We start from the raw sequence: 22,242 nt of genomic DNA, 5'->3' as shown, positions 1-22,242 counted from the left end.
CCGCACACTCGACTACTGATGTTCCCGAGAGAGGCACCCTGATGTCCGACACTACATTAATCGACGAAGCGACCCGCGTGCGCGAAAACGCCCATGCTCCCTACTCGAATTTCAAGGTTGGCTGCGCAATCCGATCCGTCGAGGGAAACCTATATGTGGGCTGCAACGTGGAGAATGTGGCCTATCCTGAAGGCACCTGCGCCGAGGCCGGGGCGATTGCCGCGATGATTGCCGCAGGCGATACACGCATCGCCGAAGTGGCGGTGATCGCCGACAGCCCCGCCCCGGTGCCGCCCTGCGGGGGATGCCGCCAGAAGCTGGCCGAATTTGCCGATTTGGACGCGCCGATCACCATGGCGACAACAGAAGGCAAGACCGAAGCGACGCAGGTTGGGACCTTGCTGCCGGGCGTGTTCACCGCAGCGCATATGACGAAATGAGCGACGCCAGCACGATCCTGACGAAACTGCGCCAAGGGGATCGCCTGACCGAGGCAGAGTTGATCTGGTTCGCCACTGGTCTGGCATCAGGGGAAGTCACGGACGCCCAAGCGGGCGCCTTCGCCATGGCCGTGTGCCAAACGGGGTTGGGAGAGGAAGGGCGCACCCATCTGACCCGCGCCATGTGCGCCACGGGCGACGTGCTGGATTGGCAGTTGGATGGCCCGGTTCTGGACAAGCATTCAACCGGGGGCGTGGGCGATTGTGTCTCGCTTCTGCTGGCGCCGGCCTTGGCGGCCTGTGGGGCGTTTGTGCCGATGATCTCGGGCCGCGGATTGGGGCACACGGGCGGCACTCTGGACAAGCTAGAGGCCATTCCCGGCTACAACACCGATGTCTCGCCCGACGATTTGCAAGACATCGTGGCCGATGTGGGTTGCGCAATTGTGGGGGCCACAGCGGATATCGCCCCCGCTGACAAGCGCCTTTATGCAGTGCGCGACGTGACGGGGACGGTGGCATCGATTGATCTGATTACTGCCTCAATCTTATCTAAGAAGCTCGCCGCCGGGTTAGAGGCGATGGTGCTGGACGTGAAGGTCGGCTCTGGCGCGTTCATGGGGGCAGAGGCCGAAGCGATTGCCTTGGCGCAGGCCTTGGTGGCCACGGGGCAGGGGGCGGGGTGCATGACCTCGGCGCTGGTCACGGATATGAACCAACCCTTGGCGCGAAGCGCGGGCAATGCGCTGGAAATCATCGAAGTGATGGAGGCGTTGACGGGCACGACCCCGGACTCGGCGTTGACCCAATTGACCGTCGCCTTGGGCGGAGAGGTCTTGGCGCTGGGCGGTCTGGCCGCCGATGCCGCCGATGGCGAAGGCCGGATCAGAACCGCGATCACCAGCGGTGACGCTGCCGCCGCCTTCGGAGAGATGGTCGCAGAACTGGGTGGCCCCGCAGACTTCGTGGAACGCTGGCCCGACAGGTTGCCCGCCGCCCCGGTGTTGATGGATATCCATCCCGGTCAGCCGGGCTATGTTACCGCCATTGATACCCGTGCCTTGGGCGAGGCGGTGGTGCATCTGGGCGGGGGAAGAATGCGGGAAGACGACCGGATTGATCCGGCGGTTGGCCTGTCGGAGATTGCGCGTCTGTGCATGCAGGTGGACAATGAAACGCCGCTTGTGCGCATTCACGCCGCCGATGAGGATCAGGGCCGCGCCGTCGCGTCACGGTTGCGCCGCGCCTTCACCCTGTCGGACAAACCGATTGATACGCCACCGCTGATCCACGAAAGGATTGCCTGAATGGCAGACACCAAAGGACGGGCTTTTCTGGTCGTGATGGACTCGGTCGGGGTCGGGCATGCGCCCGATGCGGGGGAGTTCTTCAACGGGGATTTGCCGGACACGGGCGCCCATACCCTTGGACATATTATTGAGGCCTGCGCGGCGGGCCATGCCGACGAAGGCCGCAGTGGCCCGCTTTCCACGCCGGTTCTGGACAGCCTTGGATTGCGGGCAACGCTGGACCCCGACAGCAGCGACAAGGGGCAGGGCGCGGGCCTGTGGGGCGTCGCGCAAGAAGTAAGCGCCGGCAAAGACACCCCCTCGGGCCATTGGGAGTTGGCAGGTCTGCCAGTGCCGTTTGATTGGGCCTACTTCCCTGAAAAGACAAACAGTTTCCCTATGGATATCCTGCACGAGGTGCAACGCCTCTGCGGCACGGACGGCACTTTGGGCAACCAGCACGCCAGCGGCACCGAAGTGATTGCGCGACTGGGCGAGCAGCATGAACAAAGCGGGTGGCCGATCTGCTATACCTCGGCCGATAGCGTGTTCCAGATCGCCGCCCATGAGGAGACCTTTGGCCTCGACCGCTTGCTACGCCTCTGTGAAGGGCTGGCCCCGATGCTCCATAAACGGCGCATCGGGCGCGTGATTGCGCGGCCTTTCACGGGCAAGCCGGGGGCTTATCAGCGTACCGGAAACCGGCGCGATTACGCGCTGGAACCGCCGCAAAAGACCGTGCTGGATTGGGCGACAGAGGCCGGGCATCCGGTTATCACCATCGGCAAGATCAGCGACATTTTCGCGGGCCGCAACACTGGAGAGGTCCGCAAAGGCACGGACGCCGCCTTGATGGATCACCTGCTGGACACCGCCCGAACCGCGCCGGAGGGTGCCTTTGTCTTCGCCAATTTCGTGGAGTTTGACAGCCTTTATGGCCACCGCCGTGACGTGGCGGGCTACGCGCGGCATCTGGAGTGGTTTGACGCGGCCCTTGCCCCCGTGCTCGACGCTTTGCGCCCCGATGATCTGCTGATCCTGACAGCCGATCACGGCAACGACCCCACTTGGCCCGGCACGGACCACACAAGGGAACGCGTGCCGGTGCTTGCCAAGGGCCCCTATAGCGGGCATCTGGGCGTTCGCGCCTTCGCCGATGTGGGCGCATCTGTGGCGGCGCATTTGGGCCTGTCGGAACGCGGAGCAGGGAAGAGTTTTCTATGAGAGATCTGCCAAAAGTTGAATTGCACCTTCACATCGAAGGGGCTGCACCGCCCGCCTTCATTCGCGGTCTGGCGCAGGAAAAGCGCATAGATATCAGCGGGATATTTGCGGAAGATGGCGGCTACGCCTACCGCGATTTCCACCACTTCCTTGAAGTATACGAAGCCGCCTGTTCGGTGCTGACGGGGCCAGAGGAATTTCTGCGCCTGACCAAGGCTGTGCTGGAAGAAAGCGCCTCCCACGGGGTTGTCTACACCGAGATGTTCATCTCGCCCGATTTCTGCGGTGGCGGCGATGTGGCGGCGTGGCGCGAGTATCTGGCCGCGATGGAAGAAGCCGCCCATGCGGTGCCCGACATCACCATGCGCGGGATCGCCACCTGCATTCGCCACTTCGGCGGAGAAAAAGCCAAGCAAACCGCAGTTTGCGCCGCTGAGACGGCGGGTGACTTCGTCACGGGCTTCGGCATGGGCGGGGCCGAGGATGCTTTCACGCCCGCAGATTTTAAATGGGCCTTTGATTGCGCCCGCGAGGCAGGGCTACAGATCACCACCCACGCGGGCGAATGGGGGGGCGCGAAGTCGGTGCGCGACAGCATCGAGGCGCTTTCTCCGTCACGCATCGGCCACGGGGTGCAGGCGATTGACGATCCGGCGCTGTGCGATCTGCTGATCGAGCGTGATATCACGCTGGAAGTTTGCCCCGGCTCGAACGTTTTCCTCGCCTCCAACGTGTTCAACGGCGAGACACCGCGCCTTGATAAGCACCCGATTGAAAGGCTGCGCGACCGCGGCGTGAAGGTCACAATCTCGACCGATGATCCGCCATTCTTCCGCACCACGATGACCCAGGAATACGAGAACCTCGCCCGCACCTTCGGCTATGACGAAGCGGTTTTTGCAGAGCTAAACCAGGTGGCGCTGGACGCTGCATTCTGCGATGACACAACGCGAGAGACGATCCGAAAAAGGCTGACCCAATGACCGATTCCCAGACATCCGACCACTTGACCGTCGTGGACCACCCCCTTGTGCAGCACAAGTTGACGCTGATGCGCGATGTGGAGTGCTCGACCAAGTCGTTTCGGCAACTTCTGCGCGAAATCAGTCACTTGCTGGCCTATGAGGTGACACGCAACCTGCCCATGACCACGGTCACGGTGCAAACGCCGCTGCAACCGATGGACGCGCCTGCGATCAAGGGCAAGAAGCTGGCGCTGGTGTCGATCCTGCGGGCTGGCAACGGTTTGCTGGATGGTATCCTAGAGCTGATCCCGAATGCGCGGGTGGGTTTTGTGGGCCTTTACCGCGACCCTGAAACGCTGCAACCGGTGGAATATTACTACAAGGTGCCCGACGCTATGGAGGACCGCCTGACCATTGTGGTTGATCCCATGCTGGCGACGGGGAATTCCACCGTGGCCGCCGTGAACCGCCTGAAAGAGGGCGGGGCGCGCAACATTCGGTTCCTGTGCTTGCTGGCGTCGCCCGAAGGGGTCGCGCGGATGAAAGAGGCGCATCCCGATGTGCCAATCGTGACCGCCTCGCTCGACAGCCACTTGAACGATCACGGCTATATCGTACCGGGTCTAGGGGATGCGGGTGACCGCATGTTCGGCACTAAATAACCGTTTGATACCCTTTACTTGGCGTCACATTTCGCCCTAGATATCCCCAAGCGTTTATCTGGGGGATATCGCATGTCTATCAAGCATTGGCGCAGTGCCGCCGTTTTGAGTCTTTCTATGGGGCTCGTTCTGCCCGGTGCGGCTTTCGCACAGGGTGTTCCGGCAGAAGTGCCGTCCTCGTCCTACACAGGCGATCAATATATCGACAGTCGGGGCTGCGTGTTTGTGCGCGTCGGTTTTGGCGCCGCCACGGAATGGGTGCCGCGCGTAGGGCGTGACCGTAACCAAGTTTGCGGACAGACGCCGACCAGCGGCGTGGCACGGACTCAGCCGGACCTGACCGACGACAGCCGCGTTACCGTGATCGGCGGGCCTGCGCCATCAGCCGCGCCCGCACCTGCACCCGTTGCGCCCGCACCAGCCCCTGTTATTGCCGCGGCGCCTGCGCCGGTTGCCCCCGCGCCGGCCCCCGTTGTGGCCGCGCCGCAGGTGCAAGTGACTGCGCCCGCGCCCGTGACCATCACCGCCCCGCAGGTGACAACGGGTTGCCCCAACCTTCCCGCCGCCCATCAGCCCTATTTCAGCGGAGAGGATGTTCGCTGTGGTCCGCAGGGCACTTTCCCCGGCACCGTTGGCCCTCAGTCGGGCCTTGGCGGCAGCGCTGAGCCTCGGACCGGTACGCCGCGCAGCTTTGCCCTAAGCGCCCCACCTCCCGGTTATGAAGTGGCATGGGATGATGGCCGCCTGAACCCGCTTCGCGGCGTAGGCACGCCCACGGGCCAAGCCCAGATGGAGCAGGTTTGGACCAATACCGTGCCGCGCCGTCTGGTCTCGGTTCCCATCACACGGGGCACGCAAGTGATCACCCGTCGTCAGGCTGCCGCCGCCGCACTGGCATCGCGCACTGCCGCGCCGACTCCGTCCACGGGCGCTTTGGCCTCGGCTGAGGTTCGCACACCAGCCCCACGCGCCCGGTTGCCACTGGCCGAAACGGCTGTTGCACCCTCGAACGAGGTGCGCGTCGGCGCGGGCCATCGCCATGTCTTGGCGGGAACGTTCCAAGGCCAAGGGGACGCAACAAGCGCCTACAACCGGCTTGCGGCATCGGGTCTTCCGGCACGGATCGGTCAGATCCAACGTCAGGGTCAGACGCTGTTCGTTGTCATGGCGGGGCCTTACAACGACGCGCAATCCCTAGGGCGCGCTTTGGTGCAGACCCGTAGCGCAGGCTTCGGCGGCGCGATCACGCGCAACTGAGCCATTGGGCAGATTTTTGGGAAGGGGCGCAGGTTTTGCGCCCCTTTTTTGTGGCGGTTCAGCTGGTGCAGATTTCTTGCAGGCTGACCCAATCGGCATCGCTTAGCACCGGTTCCCCGGCAATGCCGCGCATGGGATCGGCTTCGATCAGGCCCAAGACCTGCTCGCCCGAGACATCACGGGCAAAGGCGTAGGGTTGCGACGATATCTGCGCCGCCTCGAACCGTTCCAGCAGGGCGGCATCGGGCACATGGGCCCCGTCGCGGGATAACAGGCGGGCGGCGTGGGCGTGGATCGCCTCCTCTGCTATTTCGCCGGTGGTCAGCAGGCGGAAGGTGACGCCAAGGCCCGCCTCGGACAGGAAGACCTCTACCGGGTCCGAGGCCGCGACACGCACGGCTTCGGCCAGAAGGTAGCCTGCGAAAACCTCGGGCGTCTCAAAATCCTCGGCCAAGGCGGCAGAGGCGGCGACGATGTTTCCCGGCAGGCCGAGCGTATCGGGGATCGTGGCAGGAAAGATCACCAATTGCGGCGCATTATCAGCCCCAAAGGTGCGCACGGCCAGCCGCAAGAGCGCGGTGCGCCCGCCGCGCCCGGTGCAGGGACGGCCCGCGATATGAGTCATTTGCGCGAGCAATTGCTGGCCGATCTCGACCCGCTTCGCCTCGGGTAGAAGCGAGACCGTTTGCCGGGTCAACGCGCCGGGCAGCCAGAACACCGCCAGTGCGGCGGCGGTTGCGATGAAGCCCAAGCCAAGCACTAGGCGCAGCCTGCCGGGCCGGGGACGGGCCTTGGCAATGGCCGTGCGGATCCGTTCAATCGCGGCGATCATATCGACGTCGGCGATCTCCAGTTCCTCATCACTGTCGCGGGCAGGGGCGTAGAGTGCGGGGGACTTGCCGGGGTTCAAGCGCTCGACCGCGGGCAAGGACCAATGGCCAAGCGCGTCGCCGGAGGCCGACGACATCACAAGCGTCGCCTCGCCCAACGACACGACAACCTCGCGCCGCTGTTCGTCGGCCCGTTCGCGCCAAAGGCCAAGGGCCTCCAGCCGATTGTATTGCTCTAGTGCGGTCATTATGGGTGCCTGAACCTGCCAACCGAATTGGTTAGAATGACAGCTTAGAGGATGGCTGACGGACGCTCAACTTAATGCGGGCCTAGTACATCTCGTCGCCGCGCTGTTGCCCCCGGTTGAAGCGCATGATCGCGGCTTCGCATCCGACCCGCGAGGTCCCACAATATACGGTGGCCCCTTGGCCGACCCGTGCATAGACCGCCCTCGTGGCATGCGGATCATTGCGAGGATCATCGACCGAGGCGTTCACGCTCCTGACACGTTCAAAGATTGTGTATTCGGTGCTTTCGAAAGTGACCGGGGCAAGCTCATAGGTGTTCCCGCGATCAAATAGGCTTACACATCCGGTCAAGGCACAAAGCCCCGAGACAAGCGCAATGCTTCGATACGACATTTCTAATACTCCCCTTCTGAAATAGCCAAATCATAACAGAAAAGGAGAATTCTCCAAACTGACCCTAAAGCGCCGTGGCCAGCCCACGCAGTTCAAACTTCTGGATCTTCCCGGTGGAGGTCTTGGGGAGTTCGGTGAACACGACGTTTTTGGGGGTCTTGAAGCCTGCAAGGCGTTCGCGGGCGAAGGCGATGACCTCGGCCTCGGTGGCTGTGGCGCCGTCCTTTAGCTCGATAAAGGCGCAGGGGGTTTCGCCCCATGTGTCATCGGGCTTGGCCACCACGGCGCATAGGGACACGGCGGGGTGATGCATCAGCACGCCTTCGACTTCAACGGAGGAGATATTTTCGCCGCCCGAGATGATGATATCCTTGGCGCGGTCTGAGATCTGAATGTAGCTGTCAGGATGCTGAACGGCGATGTCGCCGGTGTGGAAATAGCCGCCCTCAAACGCCTCGGCCGTGGCTTCTGGGTTTTTGTAATATCCCTTCATGGTGGCGTTGCCGCGCATCATGATTTCCCCCGTGGCGGTGCCATCCATGGGGATTTGCTGCATCGTTTCAGGGTCCATGACGGTGATATGGTCCATGTTCGGCAGGGCGACCCCTTGGCGGGCCTTGATGCCTGCGCGGGCGCTCGCATCAAGCTCGGACCAGTCGCTGTCTTGCCAGACGCATTCCGTCGCGTGGCCATAGCTTTCGGTCAGGCCGTAGACCTGCGTGACGTGAAACCCCATCGTCTCGATCGCTGCCAAGGTGGCGGCGGCGGGCGGGGCGCCGGCGGTAAAGACCTCTACCGTGTGAGGAAAGGCGCGTTTGTCGGCGTCTTTGGCATTTACCAGCATATTCAACACGATAGGCGCGCCGCCCATATGGGTCACGCCCTCATCCGCGATGGCGTTGTAGATGGCCGCGGCAGTGATATCGCGGCAGCACACAAGGGTGCCGCCCACGGCGGGCATCATCCAAGTGTGGCACCAATTGTTGCAATGAAACATCGGCACAATCGTCAGGTAGACAGGGTAAAGCGTCATCCGCCAGCTGATCGGCGTGCCCATGGTAATCAGGTACGCGCCCCGGTGGTGGTAGACGACGCCCTTGGGCCGCCCCGTGGTGCCAGAGGTGTAATTCAGCGCGATGCTTTCCCATTCGTCTTCGGGCATCAGCCAAGGGGCGTCGGGCGTGCCTTCAGCAAGTAGATCTTCATAGGTGGTGTAGCGGCCCGTGGCGGGGTGGCCTGCGTCGGCATCGGGCACTTCGATAATCAACGGGACGGGGCCGTCCATGGCGGCGACGGCCTGTTCCACCAGCGGCAGGAATTGCGTGTCGGCAAGGATCAAAGAGGTCTCGGCGTGGTCAAAGATATAGGCCACGGTGGCGGTATCGAGCCGAATGTTAATGGCGTTAAGGATTGCGCCCGCCGCCGGAACGCCGAAATGCGCTTCGGCATGGGCATAGGTGTTGGGCAGGATGGTCGAGACGACATCACCGGGCTTGATCCCGCGCTTGGTCAGCGCAGAGGCAAGGCGCGACACTCGGGCGTGGTATTGGGCGTAGGTCTTGCGGTGGGTCCCGTCGATCACGGCCAGCCGGTTAGGGAACACACGGGCAGCACGGGCAAGATGGCTAAGGGGGGTCAGCGGCACAAAGTTGGCGGGTGTTTTATCAAGCCCGGTCTCGTCCTTCATCCAGCCCATCGTACGCTCCTCCCCAAGGTAAATCAGCCGCCAAAACTGGCGAAATTCTTGCCGTATCAACGGTTCAAAGGGAAGAAAAAAGTCCGCCTGCCCCAGAGGAGTATGCGAAAGAGCGGGGCAGGCGGAGTGGCGACAGGAAGGCATTCCCTGTCGCCGGGGACATAGACTTCACGACGCAGCACAGAGTTTCCGTCGCACAAATGTGAAAAATCGGCAGGACGATGCCGAAAACGCCGCAGCAGAAGGGAAAGTTGGTCAGAGGCCGTCACAGGGAATTGTGTTGCACGGCGCTTTCGTGCAAACTTATCCACAATCAAAAAACAACAAATCACATGAGGCAAGTATGCAGTATCTCCGCGCAATCGCGTGCGTGGCTTTGGTGGGAGTCTCTGCCCCCGTAAGCGCACAAACCACAGACTGGACCGGCTTTTACGCCGGGGCCCAGTTGGAACATGCCAATGTCTCGATCGAGACGACGAGCGGCACCGAGACCAACAGCGGCAGTGGCCTGATGTTTGGGGCCGCCGGCGGCTATCGCTTTGATCTGGGCGATGTCGTTATGGGGGCTACCTTTGGGGCGCAGTTCGGCAACGTAGGCGTCACGCAATTGTCGCCCTCGGCCGTGCCAGACCCGACATTTGACACGCTGCTCCGGGCCGGGATTGAGCTTGGCTATGATCTGGGGCCGGTTCTGGTCACGGGCGGGGTCGGCCAGACCTTTGCGATCATGACCAATACCTCGAACCAGCGGCGTTCCGAGTTTGGGTCGTATTTCGGCTTCGGAGCCGATTACATGCTGACGGAAGAGATCATGGTGGGCGCTGATGTGACCCGCACGATCCTGAACGATTTCTCCGGCTCGGATGTGTCGGCCACGTCTATCGGGATCGGCGCCGCGTACCGCTTCTAAACGGCGGGTTACAGGAATGAAGAAGGGGCGCCCCGGTCAGGAGGCGCCCTTGCAAAAAATTCTGTTGCGACAGAATAGCGTCGGTACGAACGATCGCAGCTTACAGGATCTACCCGCGAGACGCATTTGATCGGGGCTTCACCAAGAAACTTGCGATCCGCGCCGACAGTGGGAAGGCAACGGCTCCCAAAACAAACGCAATTGGCCACGCGATCAGAATTGTTCTTGGCCATGCCGAAAGCCAAATGGCGGTCGGTCCCAGGGCGATCAGGGACATTATGCCCGACATGGCGGTGGCCATCATAAGTGTCATGATGGCTTGAGTTAAAATCATAGTCTTCTTTTGCATCAATAGTGCTTTCAATGACGAATGGCGTCTTGAAGCGCTTCCCGCGCGATCGGACACCATCCTGTTGCAAGGACGGTGTCGCGGGATCACGTCCTACGGACGCGCGTAAATCCCGCACATGCGGGGGCGGGAATAACCAAACCCACCTGAAATCTTTTCGACTGTTGTTATGTAGGTCCTGCGCGAGGGAAAGAAAACGACGAAGTTACGCTGAGTGTTTTCGTGGTCCCCACACAGGACACGATGCAATTGGAAAGGGGCGCCCCGGTTAGGAGGCGCCCCTTTTGTTTCAAGCAGCTTTGCTATCGACGCCTTCGCCAAAGCGGCCGTAGAAGCTTTGGTTCTTGTCGGCCATTTCACGCAGCAAAGGCGGGCAGGCGAAACGGGGGCCAAACTCGGCCTCCAACTGGTCGCAGCGTTCCGCCGCATAGGGCGTGCCCAGGATATCGAGCCAAGAGAACGGGCCACCGGACCAAGGCGCGAAGCCCCAGCCAAGAATGGCACCCACGTCGCCTTCGCGGATATCCATCAGAACGCCCGCTTCCAGCGCCCGCACGGCTTCCAGCACCTGGGCGAACAGCAGGCGGTGCTGCACATCGGTCAGCTCGGGCTGTTCGTCCTTCACGTCGTAGCGTTCCCGCAGACCGTCCCAAAGACCGATGCGTTTGCCTTTTTCGTCATAGGCATAGAAGCCCGCGTTGGCCTTGCGACCCAAGCGGCCTTCTTCTTCCATCCAGAAGATCAGCTCGTCCGTGGTGTCGTCATAGTCGGGGTCGCCCGCCTTCGTGGCCCGCGCAATCTTGGCACCCAGATCAATCGAAGTCTCGTCGGTCAGTTGCAACGGCCCCAGTGGCATGCCGACCAGTTTGGCGGCATTCTCGATCAGGGCAGGCTCCACCCCTTCTTGCAACATCCGCACGCCTTCGTTGACGTAAGGAAGGATGCAGCGGTTGGCGTAGAAGAAGCGTTCATCATTGACCACGATGGGTGTTTTGCGGATCTGACGCACGAAATCAAGCGCTTTGGCCACGGCCACATCACCGGTTTGCTTGCCCTTGATGATCTCCACCAATGCCATCTTATCGACGGGCGAGAAGAAGTGGATGCCGATGAACTGCTCGGCCCGGCCAGAGGCCTTCGCCAGCATCGTGATCGGCAGGGTAGAGGTGTTGGTGGCAAAGATGCCATCGGCGTTCATCACAGCCTCGGCCTTGGCGGTCACTTCGGCTTTCACTTTGGGGTCTTCGAACACGGCCTCAACGATCAGATCACAGCCCTTGAGGGCGTCGTAATCGGTGGTGGCGGTGATGCGAGAGAGAACCTGCTCTTTCTTCTCAGGCGTCACTTTCTTGCGGGCCATGCCTTTATCAAGGATGCCGTCCGCATGGGCCTTACCCCGATCCGCGCTGTCTTGGGCGGCGTCGATCAGCACAACCTCGATCCCTGCCAAAGCAGAGACATAGGCGATGCCCGCGCCCATCATGCCCGCGCCAAGGATGCCGACTTTCTGCACCGTTTGATCGGGCACGTCGGGGCGGTTTGCGCCTTTCTCCAACGCTTCCTTGTTGAGGAACAGCGACCGGATCATCGCCGACGACGAGGGATGCATCAGGATTTGGGTGAAGTAGCGCGCCTCGATCTTCAGGGCCGTGTCGAAATCCACCAATGCGCCCTCATAGATGGCTGACAACAGCGCCTTGGCCGCCGGATAGACGCCCTTGGTCTTGCCGTGGATCATCGCTGACGCGCCCACAAACGTCATGAAGCCCGCAGGATGGTAAGGCGCGCCGCCGGGCATTTTGTAGCCCTTTGCGTCCCAAGGCTTTACGATGTCAGCGGGGGAGGCGGACAGAACCCAATCCTTGGCGGCCTGCAAAAGCTCTTCCGATGGCACGACCTCATCCACAAGGCTAGCGCCCTTGGCTTTCTTGGGGTCCAGCATCCGGCCTTCCAGAAGGACAGGCGCCGCCGCCATTGCGCCGACCATGCGCGAATAGCGCGTGGTGCCGCCCGCGCCGGGGAACAGGCCCACAAGGATTTCCGGCAGGCCGATCTTGGCCTTGGGATTGTCGGCCATGAAGCGGCGGTGGCAGGCCAAGGCGATCTCGGTGCCGATGCCCGCGCAGGTGCCGGGAATGGCGCAAGCGATGGGTTTGCCGCCCTTGTTTGTCTTCGGCTCCATGCCCGCGCGTTCGATTTTGCGCAGGATGCGGTGGCCGTTCATGGTGAAGTTGAACAGACCCTCGGCCGCGTTATCGCCGCTTTCGGCCCGGATCGAGGCAAGGACATTAAGGTCCATACCGCCCGCGAAAGAGGATTTGCCCGAGGTAATAATGATGCCTTTGACATTGTCATCGCCAAGGGCGTCATCCAAGAGCCCCTCGCATACCGAGAACGCTTCCCGAGAGAGCACGTTCATCGATTTGCCGGGCACGTCCCAGGTAATAACGGCAACGCCATCATCATCGACCTGCATCGTGAAATCGGTCATTTCTTCATCCTTTTGAGAATTTCGAGATGTGTTTTGAGCTCGCCCCCCGGCTCGTACATGGGGAAGGCGACATTGATGTTTTCAAGGGTGTTGGACACTGACTTCAGGCGCCAAGTGGTGCCTTGCCGGATCAGGATGATCCGCGAATAGACGGTATCCACGGTCTTCTTGCCCTTCAGGTAGACTGTGCCTGAATGGTAGCCACAAATCATGTCCGAGCCGACAAATTCCGCCCTGTCAGCTGTGCGGATGATCATATCCCCCACGGATCCGTTGTGGCAGCTTCGCAGCACGTTGTAGAACGTGCGCAAGCCGTCGGGCCCATCGACCGTTATGTCTGTGTCGCTACCATGGGCTGTGTAGGGGAAGGCCATCAGGTCACAATATCCATCGAAGTCATCGGCGATGACGGTCTCTGCCGTCATCTCCAAGTAGCGGTTGTAGATATCGAGCGCGTCCATGCCAGAGCGGCGCGGATCATCGGCCGGGGCATCGGCGACCTCCACCTTCTGAAACGGCTTACGGATCATATCGACCGGGAAGCTGGACACGTTGACGTTGTGGTGAACCTCGACAAAGCGCCAATTGCCATCATCCGATTTGCGCATGACAGCGCGGCTTTTGAAGCTTTCCACCATAGGGGTCGCGTTTTGCAGCATGTGGCTGACGTAAATCCCCGAGATATGATCAGACCCGAGGAATTCCGCGCTGGTGGCGAGGCGAATGAAGTGGTTCACCCCAAGGTTGCGCATGGAACTTATGAAGCTGCTGTAATCCTTGATCATGTCCTCTCGGGTTTCGATCAAAACCTCTCGGTTCTGAAAGGTCCGCCGATAGGGCAGGATCATGGTCCGGTCCAGGATACCGTCCGTATCACGCATCACGCCATCTGACTGGAGGTCGAGCACTTGTTGCAGGATATCAAGGGCCGGAGCAGACATTGAGATTACACCCGTTCCAGAATGGTGGCCGAGCCCATGCCCGCCGCAACGCAGAGGGTGGCCAAGCCGGTTTCCTTGTCAGCACGCTCCATCTCATCAAGCAGCGTGCCAAGGATCATCGCCCCGGTCGCGCCCAAGGGGTGGCCCATCGCGATGGCTCCTCCGTTTACGTTAACCTTGGCGTGGTCCACATCGAAAGCCTGCAAGAAGCGCAGGACGACGGCGGCGAAGGCTTCGTTGACCTCGAAAAGGTCAATGTCACCAATGCTCATGCCGTTTTCGCGTAGGATCTTTTCGGTCACGGGAACAGGGCCAGTCAGGTTGATGGTAGGATCGGTGCCGATCTTGGCATTGGCCCGAATGCGGGCGCGGGGCTTCAGGCCCCACTTCTCGCCAAACTCTTTGTTGCCGACCAAAATGGCCGCGGAACCGTCCACGATGCCCGAGGAATTTCCGGCATGGTGGATGTGGTTAATCGCTTCCAGATGCGGGTATTTCATCAGGGCCACTGCATCGAAACCGGGCATTGTTTCGCCCATATCCTTGAACGCGGGCTTGAGCGCGCCGAGCGACTGCATATCCGTCTGAGGGCGCATGTATTCGTCTTTATCAAGGATCGTCAGACCGTTTTGATCCTTCACGGTGATGACCGAGCGGGCAAAGCGTTCCGCCGCCCAAGCCGCCGCCGCGCGGTTTTGGGATTCCACAGAGTAGGCGTCCACCTCATCACGGGTGAAGCCATATTCGGTGGCGATGATGTCCGCCGAAATGCCTTGAGGCACGAAGTAACTGTCCATCGCCAGTTGCGGGTCCACGGCCATCGCCGCGCCGTCGCTGCCCATGGCAACACGACCCATCATCTCGACCCCACCGGCGATATAACCATCGCCCGCGCCGCCTTTGATCTGGTTGGCGGCAAGGTTCACGGCCTCAAGGCCTGAGGCACAGAAACGGTTAATCGCGAGGCCGGGGATGCTTTCATCCAGGTCCGAGGCCAGAACGGCGGCGCGCGCAAGGCAGCCGCCTTGCTCCATCACTTGGGTGACGTTGCCCCAAATCACGTCTTCGACCGCGTGGCCTTCGAGCCCATTGCGCTCTTTCAGGGTGTTCAGCGTGAACGCTGAAAGCCGCGCTGAGGTGACCTCGTGCAGGGCGCCGTCACGGCGACCCTTGCCGCGTGGGGTTCGGATGGCATCGTAGATATAGGCGTCGGTCATGGGATGATCCTTCAATTCAAGTCGATAAGGCCGGCATAGTCGCCCCAAAAGGCGACAGCGGCGGCGATGGTGATCCCGTTCAGAAACGGGGATATGCGGTAAAACAGTGGAAAGGTCTGGGCGGTCACGATTTGGCTAATGGCAAGGAGCCCGCCGACGACGATCGCCAGCCAAACATACCAAGTGAGCGCGAAGAAACCGCCCACAAGAACGGCTATCAGCGCGGGCGTAGCCAGCCCGCCGAGCAAGACAATCAGGAACGCTCGTTCTGCCATCTGAGCAGCCAAGCCGCCCCGCGCGGCCAATTGCACCGTACGGCTGGTCAACGCGCCCGCGCAAAAGCCGATGATGAGCAGAGCGACTGTCATTGCAAGACCCCGCTGAGGGCTACGGTGGTTGCTTCGTGTGAAGTTGGTCGTCCGCTCGCCGCCTTAGCCGCAAGAGGGGCTGCAATCACACCCGCCACATCCGCCATCGCATGACGGCAGCCCGCAATCGAGCCGCACAGCATGGGCTCCGCGAAACCCTTTATGCGGAGAGATGTATCGCTGATATCCCCAGATTGCCCCCAGGACGAGTTTACTGACCATGGCCGTGGGTCCCGTTTTTGTTGACGGGGCAACTGCCAAGTCTCGCGCAGGGATACTAGGGGGAATGGGGGGGCGATTTGGATCATGCGGAGAACGCAGGCTCCATCAGGTCATAGGGGTGCTTCCAGCCCGGCGTTTCGCTGATCCGCGTGAGCCATGCGTCAATGGCGGGGTAGTCAGCGCGGGTGAACGAGAAAGGCTCGTCGTAAAAAAGGTATCCGGCGCAGCTGATATCGGCGCAGCTGATCGCATCGCCCGCCAGCCAGTCACGCTGGGACAATTCGCCCTCAAGAACCTGTATCGAGGCCTTCAAACGGCCGACATGGAAACCGATGACATCGGCGTTGCGCTTTTCCTCGGGAAGGAAGTTCATCAAGAACCGCAGAGGCCCGGCGATGCCCGAGACCTTCTGATTGTCAAAGATAGTCCAGCGCAGGACGTCGCGCGGCGTATCGCCTGTAAGCTTGCCGGTTGTCTCCATGACCCAATGCTGGATCACGCCCGATTGGGTCATGATCTCGTCCCCGGTATCGAGGACGGGGACTTCGCCCATGGGGTTGATGGCGCGAAACTCTGGGCTGCGGGCCTCGCCTTTGAAGAAGTCAACGTGGCGCGGCTGCCAAGGGATGCCGGCCAGCTCCAAAGCCAGCGCCGCCTTGTAAGCGTTGCCGCTTTCTCCGAAGCAGTAAAGAACATTGGTCATTGCGTGCGCCTCCCAAGCGTCGCGAGTTGTTTCAAACAGCTTTGGGGGTTTCACACCCCCAAATGTGACCTTTCCCAAGGGAAAGATCACGCCCCCGTGCGATATTTTTGAAAAGATGAAGGGGCCCGTAACGCTTCGTTAAGGTTAAAGCGCCAAGGTGGGCCTGCGGAACAGGCTGCGAAGCCGATGACCGTAAAAGGTGAAGGCGTCGTGTCGTTCAGTGAAGCGCCCCCCGCAGATTGCGTGAGTCGAGTGCTGCAGCACTTTGGGGAACACTCGGTTCGACACGGCGTACTTCGGCCCTGCTTCATCTTTTCATAAATATCGATTCCTCCCCGCGCCAAGGGCGCCTTCGTTAGCGTTTTCTGTCTTCCAGTTCAGAATTGAAAATCCTGATCCGGGCGATGAATTTTTCTTCGTTGAGGACGCTGCCCCAGTTTTCGAACAAAAAGGAAAGGAACTCTCCTTCATCCAAGCCCGCCTCCTTCGAGAGGCCGCGCAGTTTGCGGTAGCCGTCTTCGGTCATCGCGATATTGGTGCGGCGTGTCAGACGTAGGCGTTTCGGCATGGTGTCCCTTTCTGATCCGAGGCGCGCCCTTAGGACGGACGCGCCTCGACTATGCCGCTTAGAAGTTGGCCGCGTCCAGCGCCATCACCGCATCGCCACCCGCCTGAATGCGGGTCAGATGGGTTGCTGTCATCGGCAGCGTACGGGTCATGTAGAAGCGCCCGGTGGCCAGTTTCGTTTCGTGGAAAACCGGGTCAGAGGTACCATCGGACAGCGCCTTGAGCGAGGCTTTCGCCATCATGCCCCACATCAGGCCCAAGCAGGTGTGGCCAAACAGGTGCAGGAAGTCGGTGGAGCCCGAGAGCGCGTTATTGGGGTTTTTCATGCCCTCTTGCATGAAGTACATGCCCGCGGCTTGCAGGTCTTTGGACGCGGCTTTCAGCGGTGTGATGAACTCTGCCATCCCCTCGACCTCGGCATTGTCTTTGCAGAAGCCTTTGACCAGGTCAAAGAACGCCATCACGTGTTTGCCGCCGTCCTGGGCCAGCTTACGCCCTACAAGATCCAGCGCTTGGACGCCGTTGGCACCCTCATAGATCATCGCAATCCGGGCATCGCGGGCGAACTGGGACATGCCCCATTCTTCAATATACCCGTGCCCCCCGTAGACCTGCTGGGCCTGCACGGTCATGTCGAAGCCTTTGTCCGTCAGGAAGCCTTTGATTACCGGCGTCAGCAGAGAAATCAGGCCGTCTGCATCCGCGTCCTCGGAGCGGTGGGCGGCGTCGATCAGGGTCGAGCCCCACAGAAGGAACGCGCGGCCTGCTTCGGCGAAGCTTTTCTGTTCCATCAGGTTGCGGCGAATGTCGGGGTGAACGATCAGCGGATCGGCGGGACCGTCGGGGTTTTTGGCACCGGTCACATCGCGCCCTTGCAGGCGGTCTTTGGCGTAGTCGAGCGCGTTTTGGTAGGCAGCCTCGGCTTGGGAGACGCCCTGCATGCCAACGCCCAAACGGGCCTCGTTCATCATGGTGAACATGGCGCGCATGCCCTTGTGCTCTTCGCCGAGCAGATATCCCGTGGCCTCGTCATAGTTCATCACACAGGTCGAGTTGCCGTGGATGCCCATTTTCTCTTCGATTTTGCCACAGCTCACGCCGTTGCGGGCGCCCGGCGTGCCATCCTCGTTCACGTGGAACTTCGGCACGATAAAGAGCGAAACGCCTTTGATGCCCTCTGGGCCGCCCACGATCTTGCCCAACACCAAGTGAATGATGTTGTCGGACATGTCGTGTTCGCCCGCCGAAATGAAAATCTTCTGGCCGGAAATCTTGTAGCTGCCGTCGTCCTGAGGTTCTGCCTTGGTGCGCATCAAGCCTAGATCGGTGCCGCAATGGGGCTCGGTCAGGTTCATGGTGCCGGTCCATTCGCAGGACACCATTTTGGGCAAATACGTCGCCTTTTGCTCTTCGGTGCCGTGGGCCAGGATCGCGGAGGCCGCGCCGTGGGTCAGGCCTTGGTACATGGTGAACGCCATGTTGGCGGAGGAGAACATCTCACCCACTGCCGTGTTCATCACGTAAGGAAGCCCCATGCCGCCGAATTCTTCGGGCATGTCGATGCCGGGCCAGCCACCTTCGGCCATCTGATCGAATGCCGCTTTGAAGCCCGTGGGCGTGCGCACGACGCCGTTCTCCATCACACAGCCTTCGGTGTCACCGACCACGTTCAACGGGGTCAGAACCTCGGACGAGATCTTACCGGCTTCCTCTAAAATCGCTCCGGTAAATTCCCGCTCCAGATCGCCATAGCCGGGGGTCTGGAGAGCCGAGATGTTCAGCACATCGTGCAAAATGAACTGTGTGTCTTTGGTCGGGGCGGTGTAGCGCGGCATTAGTGTCTCCCTTGGTGTATAGCGTCAGGCGGCGGATACTTTGCTGGTTAGCATTTCCGTCACCAACGTCATCTGGTTGCGCAGCTCGTCGATGGCTTCATCGAGTTCGGCGCGTTGTTTTTCCATGTCGCTCAGGCGCGCACGGGCAATAGATAGCGTGCTGACAAGCTGGGTTTGTTGGCTGTCGTCTACGGTATAAAGGTCCAGCAGCTGCCGGATCTCTTCCAACGAAAACCCAAAGCGCTTGCCGCGCAGGATCAGTTTCAGGCGGGCCCGATCGCGGCGCGTAAAGAGGCGGCGCTGACCTTCCCGAATGGGGTAGAGCAATTCTTTGGACTCGTAGAAACGCAAGGTGCGTGGCGTGACATCATAGGCATCGCACATCTCGCGGATGGTCATGGTTTCGGTCGTCATTGTGTGGGTCTCACTAAGATCAAACATTACATTCTGAAGCCCATGTGCGAGTCATGGGAGTAGTCTACAAGGTTGGATGACGTTTACGTAACTTGGACGTTGCGTCACTCCTGGGGTGACGAAAGGTTAACTAAGTGGACCCCGCGTCACGAGCAATTTTCGGAAAGCTCAAAAGCATGTTTCGGGCTGTCGTTCTTGGTTGAAAGCGACGTTTCAATGCGGTGCGGACAGCCGAGAACGAGACCTAATGGTTAATGACCCGAGGGCAATGGCAAACAGCTTTGCTATGCGCTGACCGGGTAGCGCGTATGCTGAATGCGGTAGGCTCAGGCGCGTTGCGCCAACTGTCGGGTCTATTAAGGCGGGGGTGCTAACGTCGCCTAGATCGCGACGGAGGCGTCGCGCAGGGACTTCAGTTCGGCGATGATTTCATCCAACTCGGTCCGGCGGGCGTTCAGCTCTTCCAACTGACGGTCAGCCTTGGCAATCCAGACATCGCGCTGGCCTTCCCAGCCCTCACCGCGGTCGTAGATTTCCAGCCATTGGCGAATTTCTTCCAAGGAGAACCCAAACCGGCGCCCGCGCAGGATCAGGGTCATCCGGGCAACTTCACGGGGGCCATAAAACCGGGCGCGTCCTTCACGCTCGGGCGAGAGGAGCTCGATATATTCATAGTGACGCAACGTCCGCGGGGTGACCTCGAACCTTGCGCACATTTCTTTAAAATTGAGCCGATCCTCGGCCATGGCCATCCGTTCCTTCCTGTTTCCGCCGCCATTATGCCGCGAGTTGCGCGGCTTGTTAAGTAAAACCCCTTGCGTCCCTTCGGGCAGGGCGCGACACCTAAAGGACAAAAACCGCAAGAGGGGCCCATGGCGAACGAGTTAACAGCAGGCAACAGGGCTGATCTGGTGCGGCACTTCATTGAGACAATGCCTTTTGCCAAGGCGTTGCAGATGAAGATGGAAGAAATGGCCGACGGCAAAGCGGTGATTTCAATGCCCTATTCGCCAGAAATCGTTGGCGATCCGGCGACTGGCGTGATCCATGGCGGAGCTGTGTCGGCCTTGATGGATACCTGTGGCGGTGCCGCCGTGATGTGCCACCCGCAGACCAAAGCTGCGACGGCGACCTTGGATTTGCGCATCGACTATATGCGCCCCGCCACCCCCGGAGACCGCATAACCGCCCGCGCCCATTGCTATAATGTCACGCGGTCTGTGGCTTTCATCCGGGCAGAAGCCTTTGACGGTGACGAAAGCCGCCCCGTGGCCTCGGCCACCGGCGCATTCACCATGGCGGGGGGGTAAGGATATGGCTCGATCCCGCCCGGAACCCGTTCACGTCGTCAAAGAACGCCGCGACCGCGCCCTCGCGGCGTTGGTGGCGGGGGTGCCTTATATCTCGACCATGGGGATCAGTTTTGATCGCCGCGGAGATGAATTGACGGCTGTTCTGAATTACCAAGACAAGTTGATTGGAAACCCGATGTTGCCTGCGATCCACGGCGGGGCCACGGCCTCGTTCCTGGAGGTCACGGCGATCATGGAATTGGGGTTTCATCTGCTATGGGACGAGATCGAGACAGGGCGATTGGATGCCGATAGCCTGACGCCTGAGACCCTGCCCAGAATGCCCAAGACGATCGATTTTACCGTGGATTACCTGCGCTCGGGCCTGCCACGCGACGCCTATGCGCGGGCAAGGGTGAACCGGTCCGGGCGGCGTTATGCCAGCGTTCATGTGGAGGCATGGCAGGATAACCGCCAGAAGCTGTTTGCCCAGGCGACGGGGCATTTCCTGATGCCCGCCAGCAAAGATAGCGGGACAAGTTAGGGTTTCATGACCACGCCAGCCGCCGCCAGCACCCCGCCGCAACCTCTGACCCATAAGCGGATCTTGAAGATCGCCCTGCCAATCGTCGTGTCCAACGCAACGGTGCCGCTATTGGGGATCGTGGACGTCGGCGTCGTGGGGCAGATGGGCGACGCGGCCCCGATTGGGGCTGTGGGCATTGGCGCGATCATCCTGACCAGCGTGTTCTGGATCTTCGGCTTTCTGCGCATGGGCACCGTCGGCTTGGTGGGGCAGGCCGAAGGGGCGGGAGATTTGGCCGAGGTCTCGGCGATCTTGACCCGTGCGTTGATTATCGCCGGGGTCGGGGGGCTGTTGCTGATCGCGGCTTATCCGATAATCGTTTTCGCCGCGTTTTCGTGGGAGCCCACCACGCCAGAGGTCGAGGCGCTGGCCCGTCAGTATCTGTTCATCCGTATCTGGACCGCGCCCTTTGCGATTTCGGTCTATGCGTTAACGGGTTGGTTGGTGGCGCAAGAGCGCACCGGCGCGGTCTTTGCGGTGCAATTGATTATGAACAGCATCAATATCGCGCTGAATTTCCTGTTTGTCTTGGGGTTCGGGTGGGGCGTCGAGGGCGTGGCCCTGTCTACGGCGATTGCCGAGATCATCGGCGCCGGCGTTGGGCTTTGGTTTTGTCGCAACGCATTTGCACGGCCCGCTTGGCGCGACTGGCCGCGGGTGTTTGACCGGGTGCGCTTGATCAAGATGGCGTTGTTGAACGTGGATATCCTGATCCGCTCGGCGCTGTTGGTGGCGATGTTTACCTCGTTCACGTTTCTGGGCGCACAGTTTGGAGAGGTCACACTGGCGGCCAATGAGGTGTTGATCCAGTTCCTCTATTTGACGGCGCACGCCATGGACGGCTTCGCCTTTGCCGCAGAAACCTTGATCGCAAGGGCCTTCGGGCGTGGAGACAGGGGGCGGCTGCGCCGCTCGGCTGCGATGACGTCGGTTTGGGGATTGGCCACATGCGTGGCCCTTGGCGCGGCGTTTTGGTTGGGCGGGCCGTGGTTGATTGATCTGCTGGCCAAGGACCCAGAGGTGCAGGCGGCGGCGAGGGCGTATCTGCCATGGATGGTGTTTGCCCCGGTGATCGGCTGCGCGGCATGGATGCTGGACGGGATCTTCATCGGCGCAGCACAGGGGCGCGATATGCGCAACATGATGATTGTGAGCGCGGTCATCTATGTGGCGGCGGCGGCGGTTCTGATCCCGTGGCTGGGAAATCACGGCGTATGGGCGGCCTTATTGGTATCGTTCGCGGCGAGGGGGGGGAGTTTGGGGGCGAGATATCCGGCGTTGGAGCGCGCCGCGGAGGACGGTTCTTGAGTTGTATTTGCCAAGATGAAGCAGGGAGCCGGAC

General features: G+C 60.8%; 23 protein-coding genes. 10 read left to right on the top strand and 13 right to left on the bottom strand.

Annotation, left to right across the window (positions count from 1 at the left end; all coding sequences use genetic code 11):
* Positions 1 to 41 precede the first annotated feature (41 nt).
* From K3728_13345 to K3728_13320, 6 genes are all read left to right on the top strand, one after another.
* Positions 42 to 440, top strand: a complete 399-nt coding sequence (locus tag K3728_13345; protein UWQ94680.1) for a cytidine deaminase — start codon at positions 42 to 44, stop codon at positions 438 to 440.
* Complete coding sequence (locus K3728_13340; protein ID UWQ94679.1) at positions 437 to 1,747, top strand: thymidine phosphorylase; 1,311 nt, start codon at positions 437 to 439, stop codon at positions 1,745 to 1,747. Before K3728_13345 ends, K3728_13340 begins: the two co-directional genes overlap by 4 nt.
* On the top strand, positions 1,748 to 2,953 hold the full coding sequence (locus K3728_13335) for a phosphopentomutase (GenBank protein UWQ94678.1): 1,206 nt from the start codon (positions 1,748 to 1,750) through the stop codon (positions 2,951 to 2,953).
* Positions 2,950 to 3,936, top strand: a complete 987-nt coding sequence (locus K3728_13330; protein ID UWQ94677.1) for an adenosine deaminase — start codon at positions 2,950 to 2,952, stop codon at positions 3,934 to 3,936. Before K3728_13335 ends, K3728_13330 begins: the two co-directional genes overlap by 4 nt.
* Positions 3,933 to 4,580 (top strand): uracil phosphoribosyltransferase, encoded by a 648-nt coding sequence (gene upp / locus K3728_13325; GenBank protein ID UWQ94676.1) that lies wholly within the window; start codon positions 3,933 to 3,935, stop codon positions 4,578 to 4,580. The genes K3728_13330 and upp overlap by 4 nt, the downstream gene beginning before the upstream one ends.
* Before the next feature lie 72 nt (positions 4,581 to 4,652).
* Entirely contained in the window at positions 4,653 to 5,837 is a 1,185-nt protein-coding gene (locus K3728_13320) for an SPOR domain-containing protein (protein ID UWQ94675.1), read from the top strand.
* Positions 5,838 to 5,895: 58 nt separating this feature from the next.
* Here the strand turns inward: K3728_13320 and K3728_13315 are convergent, their stop codons facing one another.
* From K3728_13315 to K3728_13305, 3 genes are all read right to left on the bottom strand, one after another.
* Positions 5,896 to 6,915 carry a hypothetical protein gene (locus K3728_13315; protein ID UWQ94674.1) on the bottom strand — a complete coding sequence of 340 codons (1,020 nt, stop codon included), beginning with the start codon at positions 6,913 to 6,915 and terminating at the stop codon, positions 5,896 to 5,898.
* Between the two features lie 82 nt (positions 6,916 to 6,997).
* On the bottom strand, positions 6,998 to 7,309 hold the full coding sequence (locus tag K3728_13310; protein ID UWQ94673.1) for a hypothetical protein: 312 nt from the start codon (positions 7,307 to 7,309) through the stop codon (positions 6,998 to 7,000).
* Between the two features lie 64 nt (positions 7,310 to 7,373).
* On the bottom strand, positions 7,374 to 9,005 hold the full coding sequence (locus tag K3728_13305) for an AMP-binding protein (GenBank protein UWQ94672.1): 1,632 nt from the start codon (positions 9,003 to 9,005) through the stop codon (positions 7,374 to 7,376).
* Between the two features lie 343 nt (positions 9,006 to 9,348).
* Here K3728_13305 and K3728_13300 point away from each other — a divergent pair, with 343 nt between their 5' ends.
* Positions 9,349 to 9,915 (top strand): porin family protein, encoded by a 567-nt coding sequence (locus K3728_13300; GenBank protein ID UWQ94671.1) that lies wholly within the window; start codon positions 9,349 to 9,351, stop codon positions 9,913 to 9,915.
* 109 nt (positions 9,916 to 10,024) lie between these two features.
* Here the strand turns inward: K3728_13300 and K3728_13295 are convergent, their stop codons facing one another.
* From K3728_13295 to K3728_13250, 10 genes are all read right to left on the bottom strand, one after another.
* On the bottom strand, positions 10,025 to 10,264 hold the full coding sequence (locus K3728_13295; GenBank protein UWQ94670.1) for a DUF2798 domain-containing protein: 240 nt from the start codon (positions 10,262 to 10,264) through the stop codon (positions 10,025 to 10,027).
* 289 nt (positions 10,265 to 10,553) lie between these two features.
* Complete coding sequence (locus K3728_13290) at positions 10,554 to 12,755, bottom strand: enoyl-CoA hydratase/isomerase family protein (GenBank protein UWQ94669.1); 2,202 nt, start codon at positions 12,753 to 12,755, stop codon at positions 10,554 to 10,556.
* A complete protein-coding gene (locus tag K3728_13285) occupies positions 12,752 to 13,696 on the bottom strand; it encodes a hypothetical protein (protein ID UWQ94668.1) in 945 nt (314 codons plus the stop codon). The genes K3728_13290 and K3728_13285 overlap by 4 nt, the downstream gene beginning before the upstream one ends.
* A 5-nt stretch (positions 13,697 to 13,701) precedes the next feature.
* A complete protein-coding gene (locus tag K3728_13280) occupies positions 13,702 to 14,913 on the bottom strand; it encodes an acetyl-CoA C-acetyltransferase (GenBank protein UWQ94667.1) in 1,212 nt (403 codons plus the stop codon).
* An 11-nt stretch (positions 14,914 to 14,924) separates the two neighbouring features.
* The gene (locus tag K3728_13275) at positions 14,925 to 15,281 is read right to left on the bottom strand and encodes a hypothetical protein (GenBank protein ID UWQ94666.1); all 357 of its coding nucleotides are present in this window, start codon (positions 15,279 to 15,281) and stop codon (positions 14,925 to 14,927) included.
* A 304-nt stretch (positions 15,282 to 15,585) separates the two neighbouring features.
* Positions 15,586 to 16,206, bottom strand: a complete 621-nt coding sequence (locus tag K3728_13270) for a glutathione S-transferase N-terminal domain-containing protein (GenBank protein UWQ94665.1) — start codon at positions 16,204 to 16,206, stop codon at positions 15,586 to 15,588.
* 355 nt (positions 16,207 to 16,561) lie between these two features.
* Positions 16,562 to 16,774 carry a hypothetical protein gene (locus K3728_13265; protein ID UWQ94664.1) on the bottom strand — a complete coding sequence of 71 codons (213 nt, stop codon included), beginning with the start codon at positions 16,772 to 16,774 and terminating at the stop codon, positions 16,562 to 16,564.
* A 58-nt stretch (positions 16,775 to 16,832) separates the two neighbouring features.
* A complete protein-coding gene (locus K3728_13260; protein ID UWQ94663.1) occupies positions 16,833 to 18,608 on the bottom strand; it encodes an acyl-CoA dehydrogenase C-terminal domain-containing protein in 1,776 nt (591 codons plus the stop codon).
* Between the two features lie 24 nt (positions 18,609 to 18,632).
* Positions 18,633 to 19,022: a MerR family DNA-binding transcriptional regulator gene (locus K3728_13255; GenBank protein ID UWQ94662.1), complete on the bottom strand. Its 390-nt coding sequence runs from the start codon at positions 19,020 to 19,022 to the stop codon at positions 18,633 to 18,635.
* A 380-nt stretch (positions 19,023 to 19,402) separates the two neighbouring features.
* Entirely contained in the window at positions 19,403 to 19,768 is a 366-nt protein-coding gene (locus tag K3728_13250; GenBank protein ID UWQ94661.1) for a MerR family DNA-binding transcriptional regulator, read from the bottom strand.
* A gap of 126 nt (positions 19,769 to 19,894) precedes the next feature.
* Between K3728_13250 and K3728_13245 the strand changes: the two genes are divergently transcribed.
* Genes K3728_13245 through K3728_13235 form a run of 3 tightly spaced genes read left to right on the top strand, consistent with a single transcriptional unit; the run spans position 19,895 to position 22,208 of the window.
* Positions 19,895 to 20,332 carry a PaaI family thioesterase gene (locus K3728_13245; protein ID UWQ94660.1) on the top strand — a complete coding sequence of 146 codons (438 nt, stop codon included), beginning with the start codon at positions 19,895 to 19,897 and terminating at the stop codon, positions 20,330 to 20,332.
* Positions 20,333 to 20,336: 4 nt separating this feature from the next.
* A complete protein-coding gene (locus K3728_13240; protein UWQ94659.1) occupies positions 20,337 to 20,858 on the top strand; it encodes a PaaI family thioesterase in 522 nt (173 codons plus the stop codon).
* 6 nt (positions 20,859 to 20,864) lie between these two features.
* Positions 20,865 to 22,208: an MATE family efflux transporter gene (locus K3728_13235; GenBank protein UWQ94658.1), complete on the top strand. Its 1,344-nt coding sequence runs from the start codon at positions 20,865 to 20,867 to the stop codon at positions 22,206 to 22,208.
* The last annotated feature ends 34 nt before the right edge of the window (positions 22,209 to 22,242 follow it).

The organism is Rhodobacteraceae bacterium M385 (assembly GCA_025141835.1).
Classification (GTDB): Bacteria; Pseudomonadota; Alphaproteobacteria; order Rhodobacterales; family Rhodobacteraceae; genus Gymnodinialimonas.
This window is presented reverse-complemented; position numbering and strand designations above follow the sequence as displayed.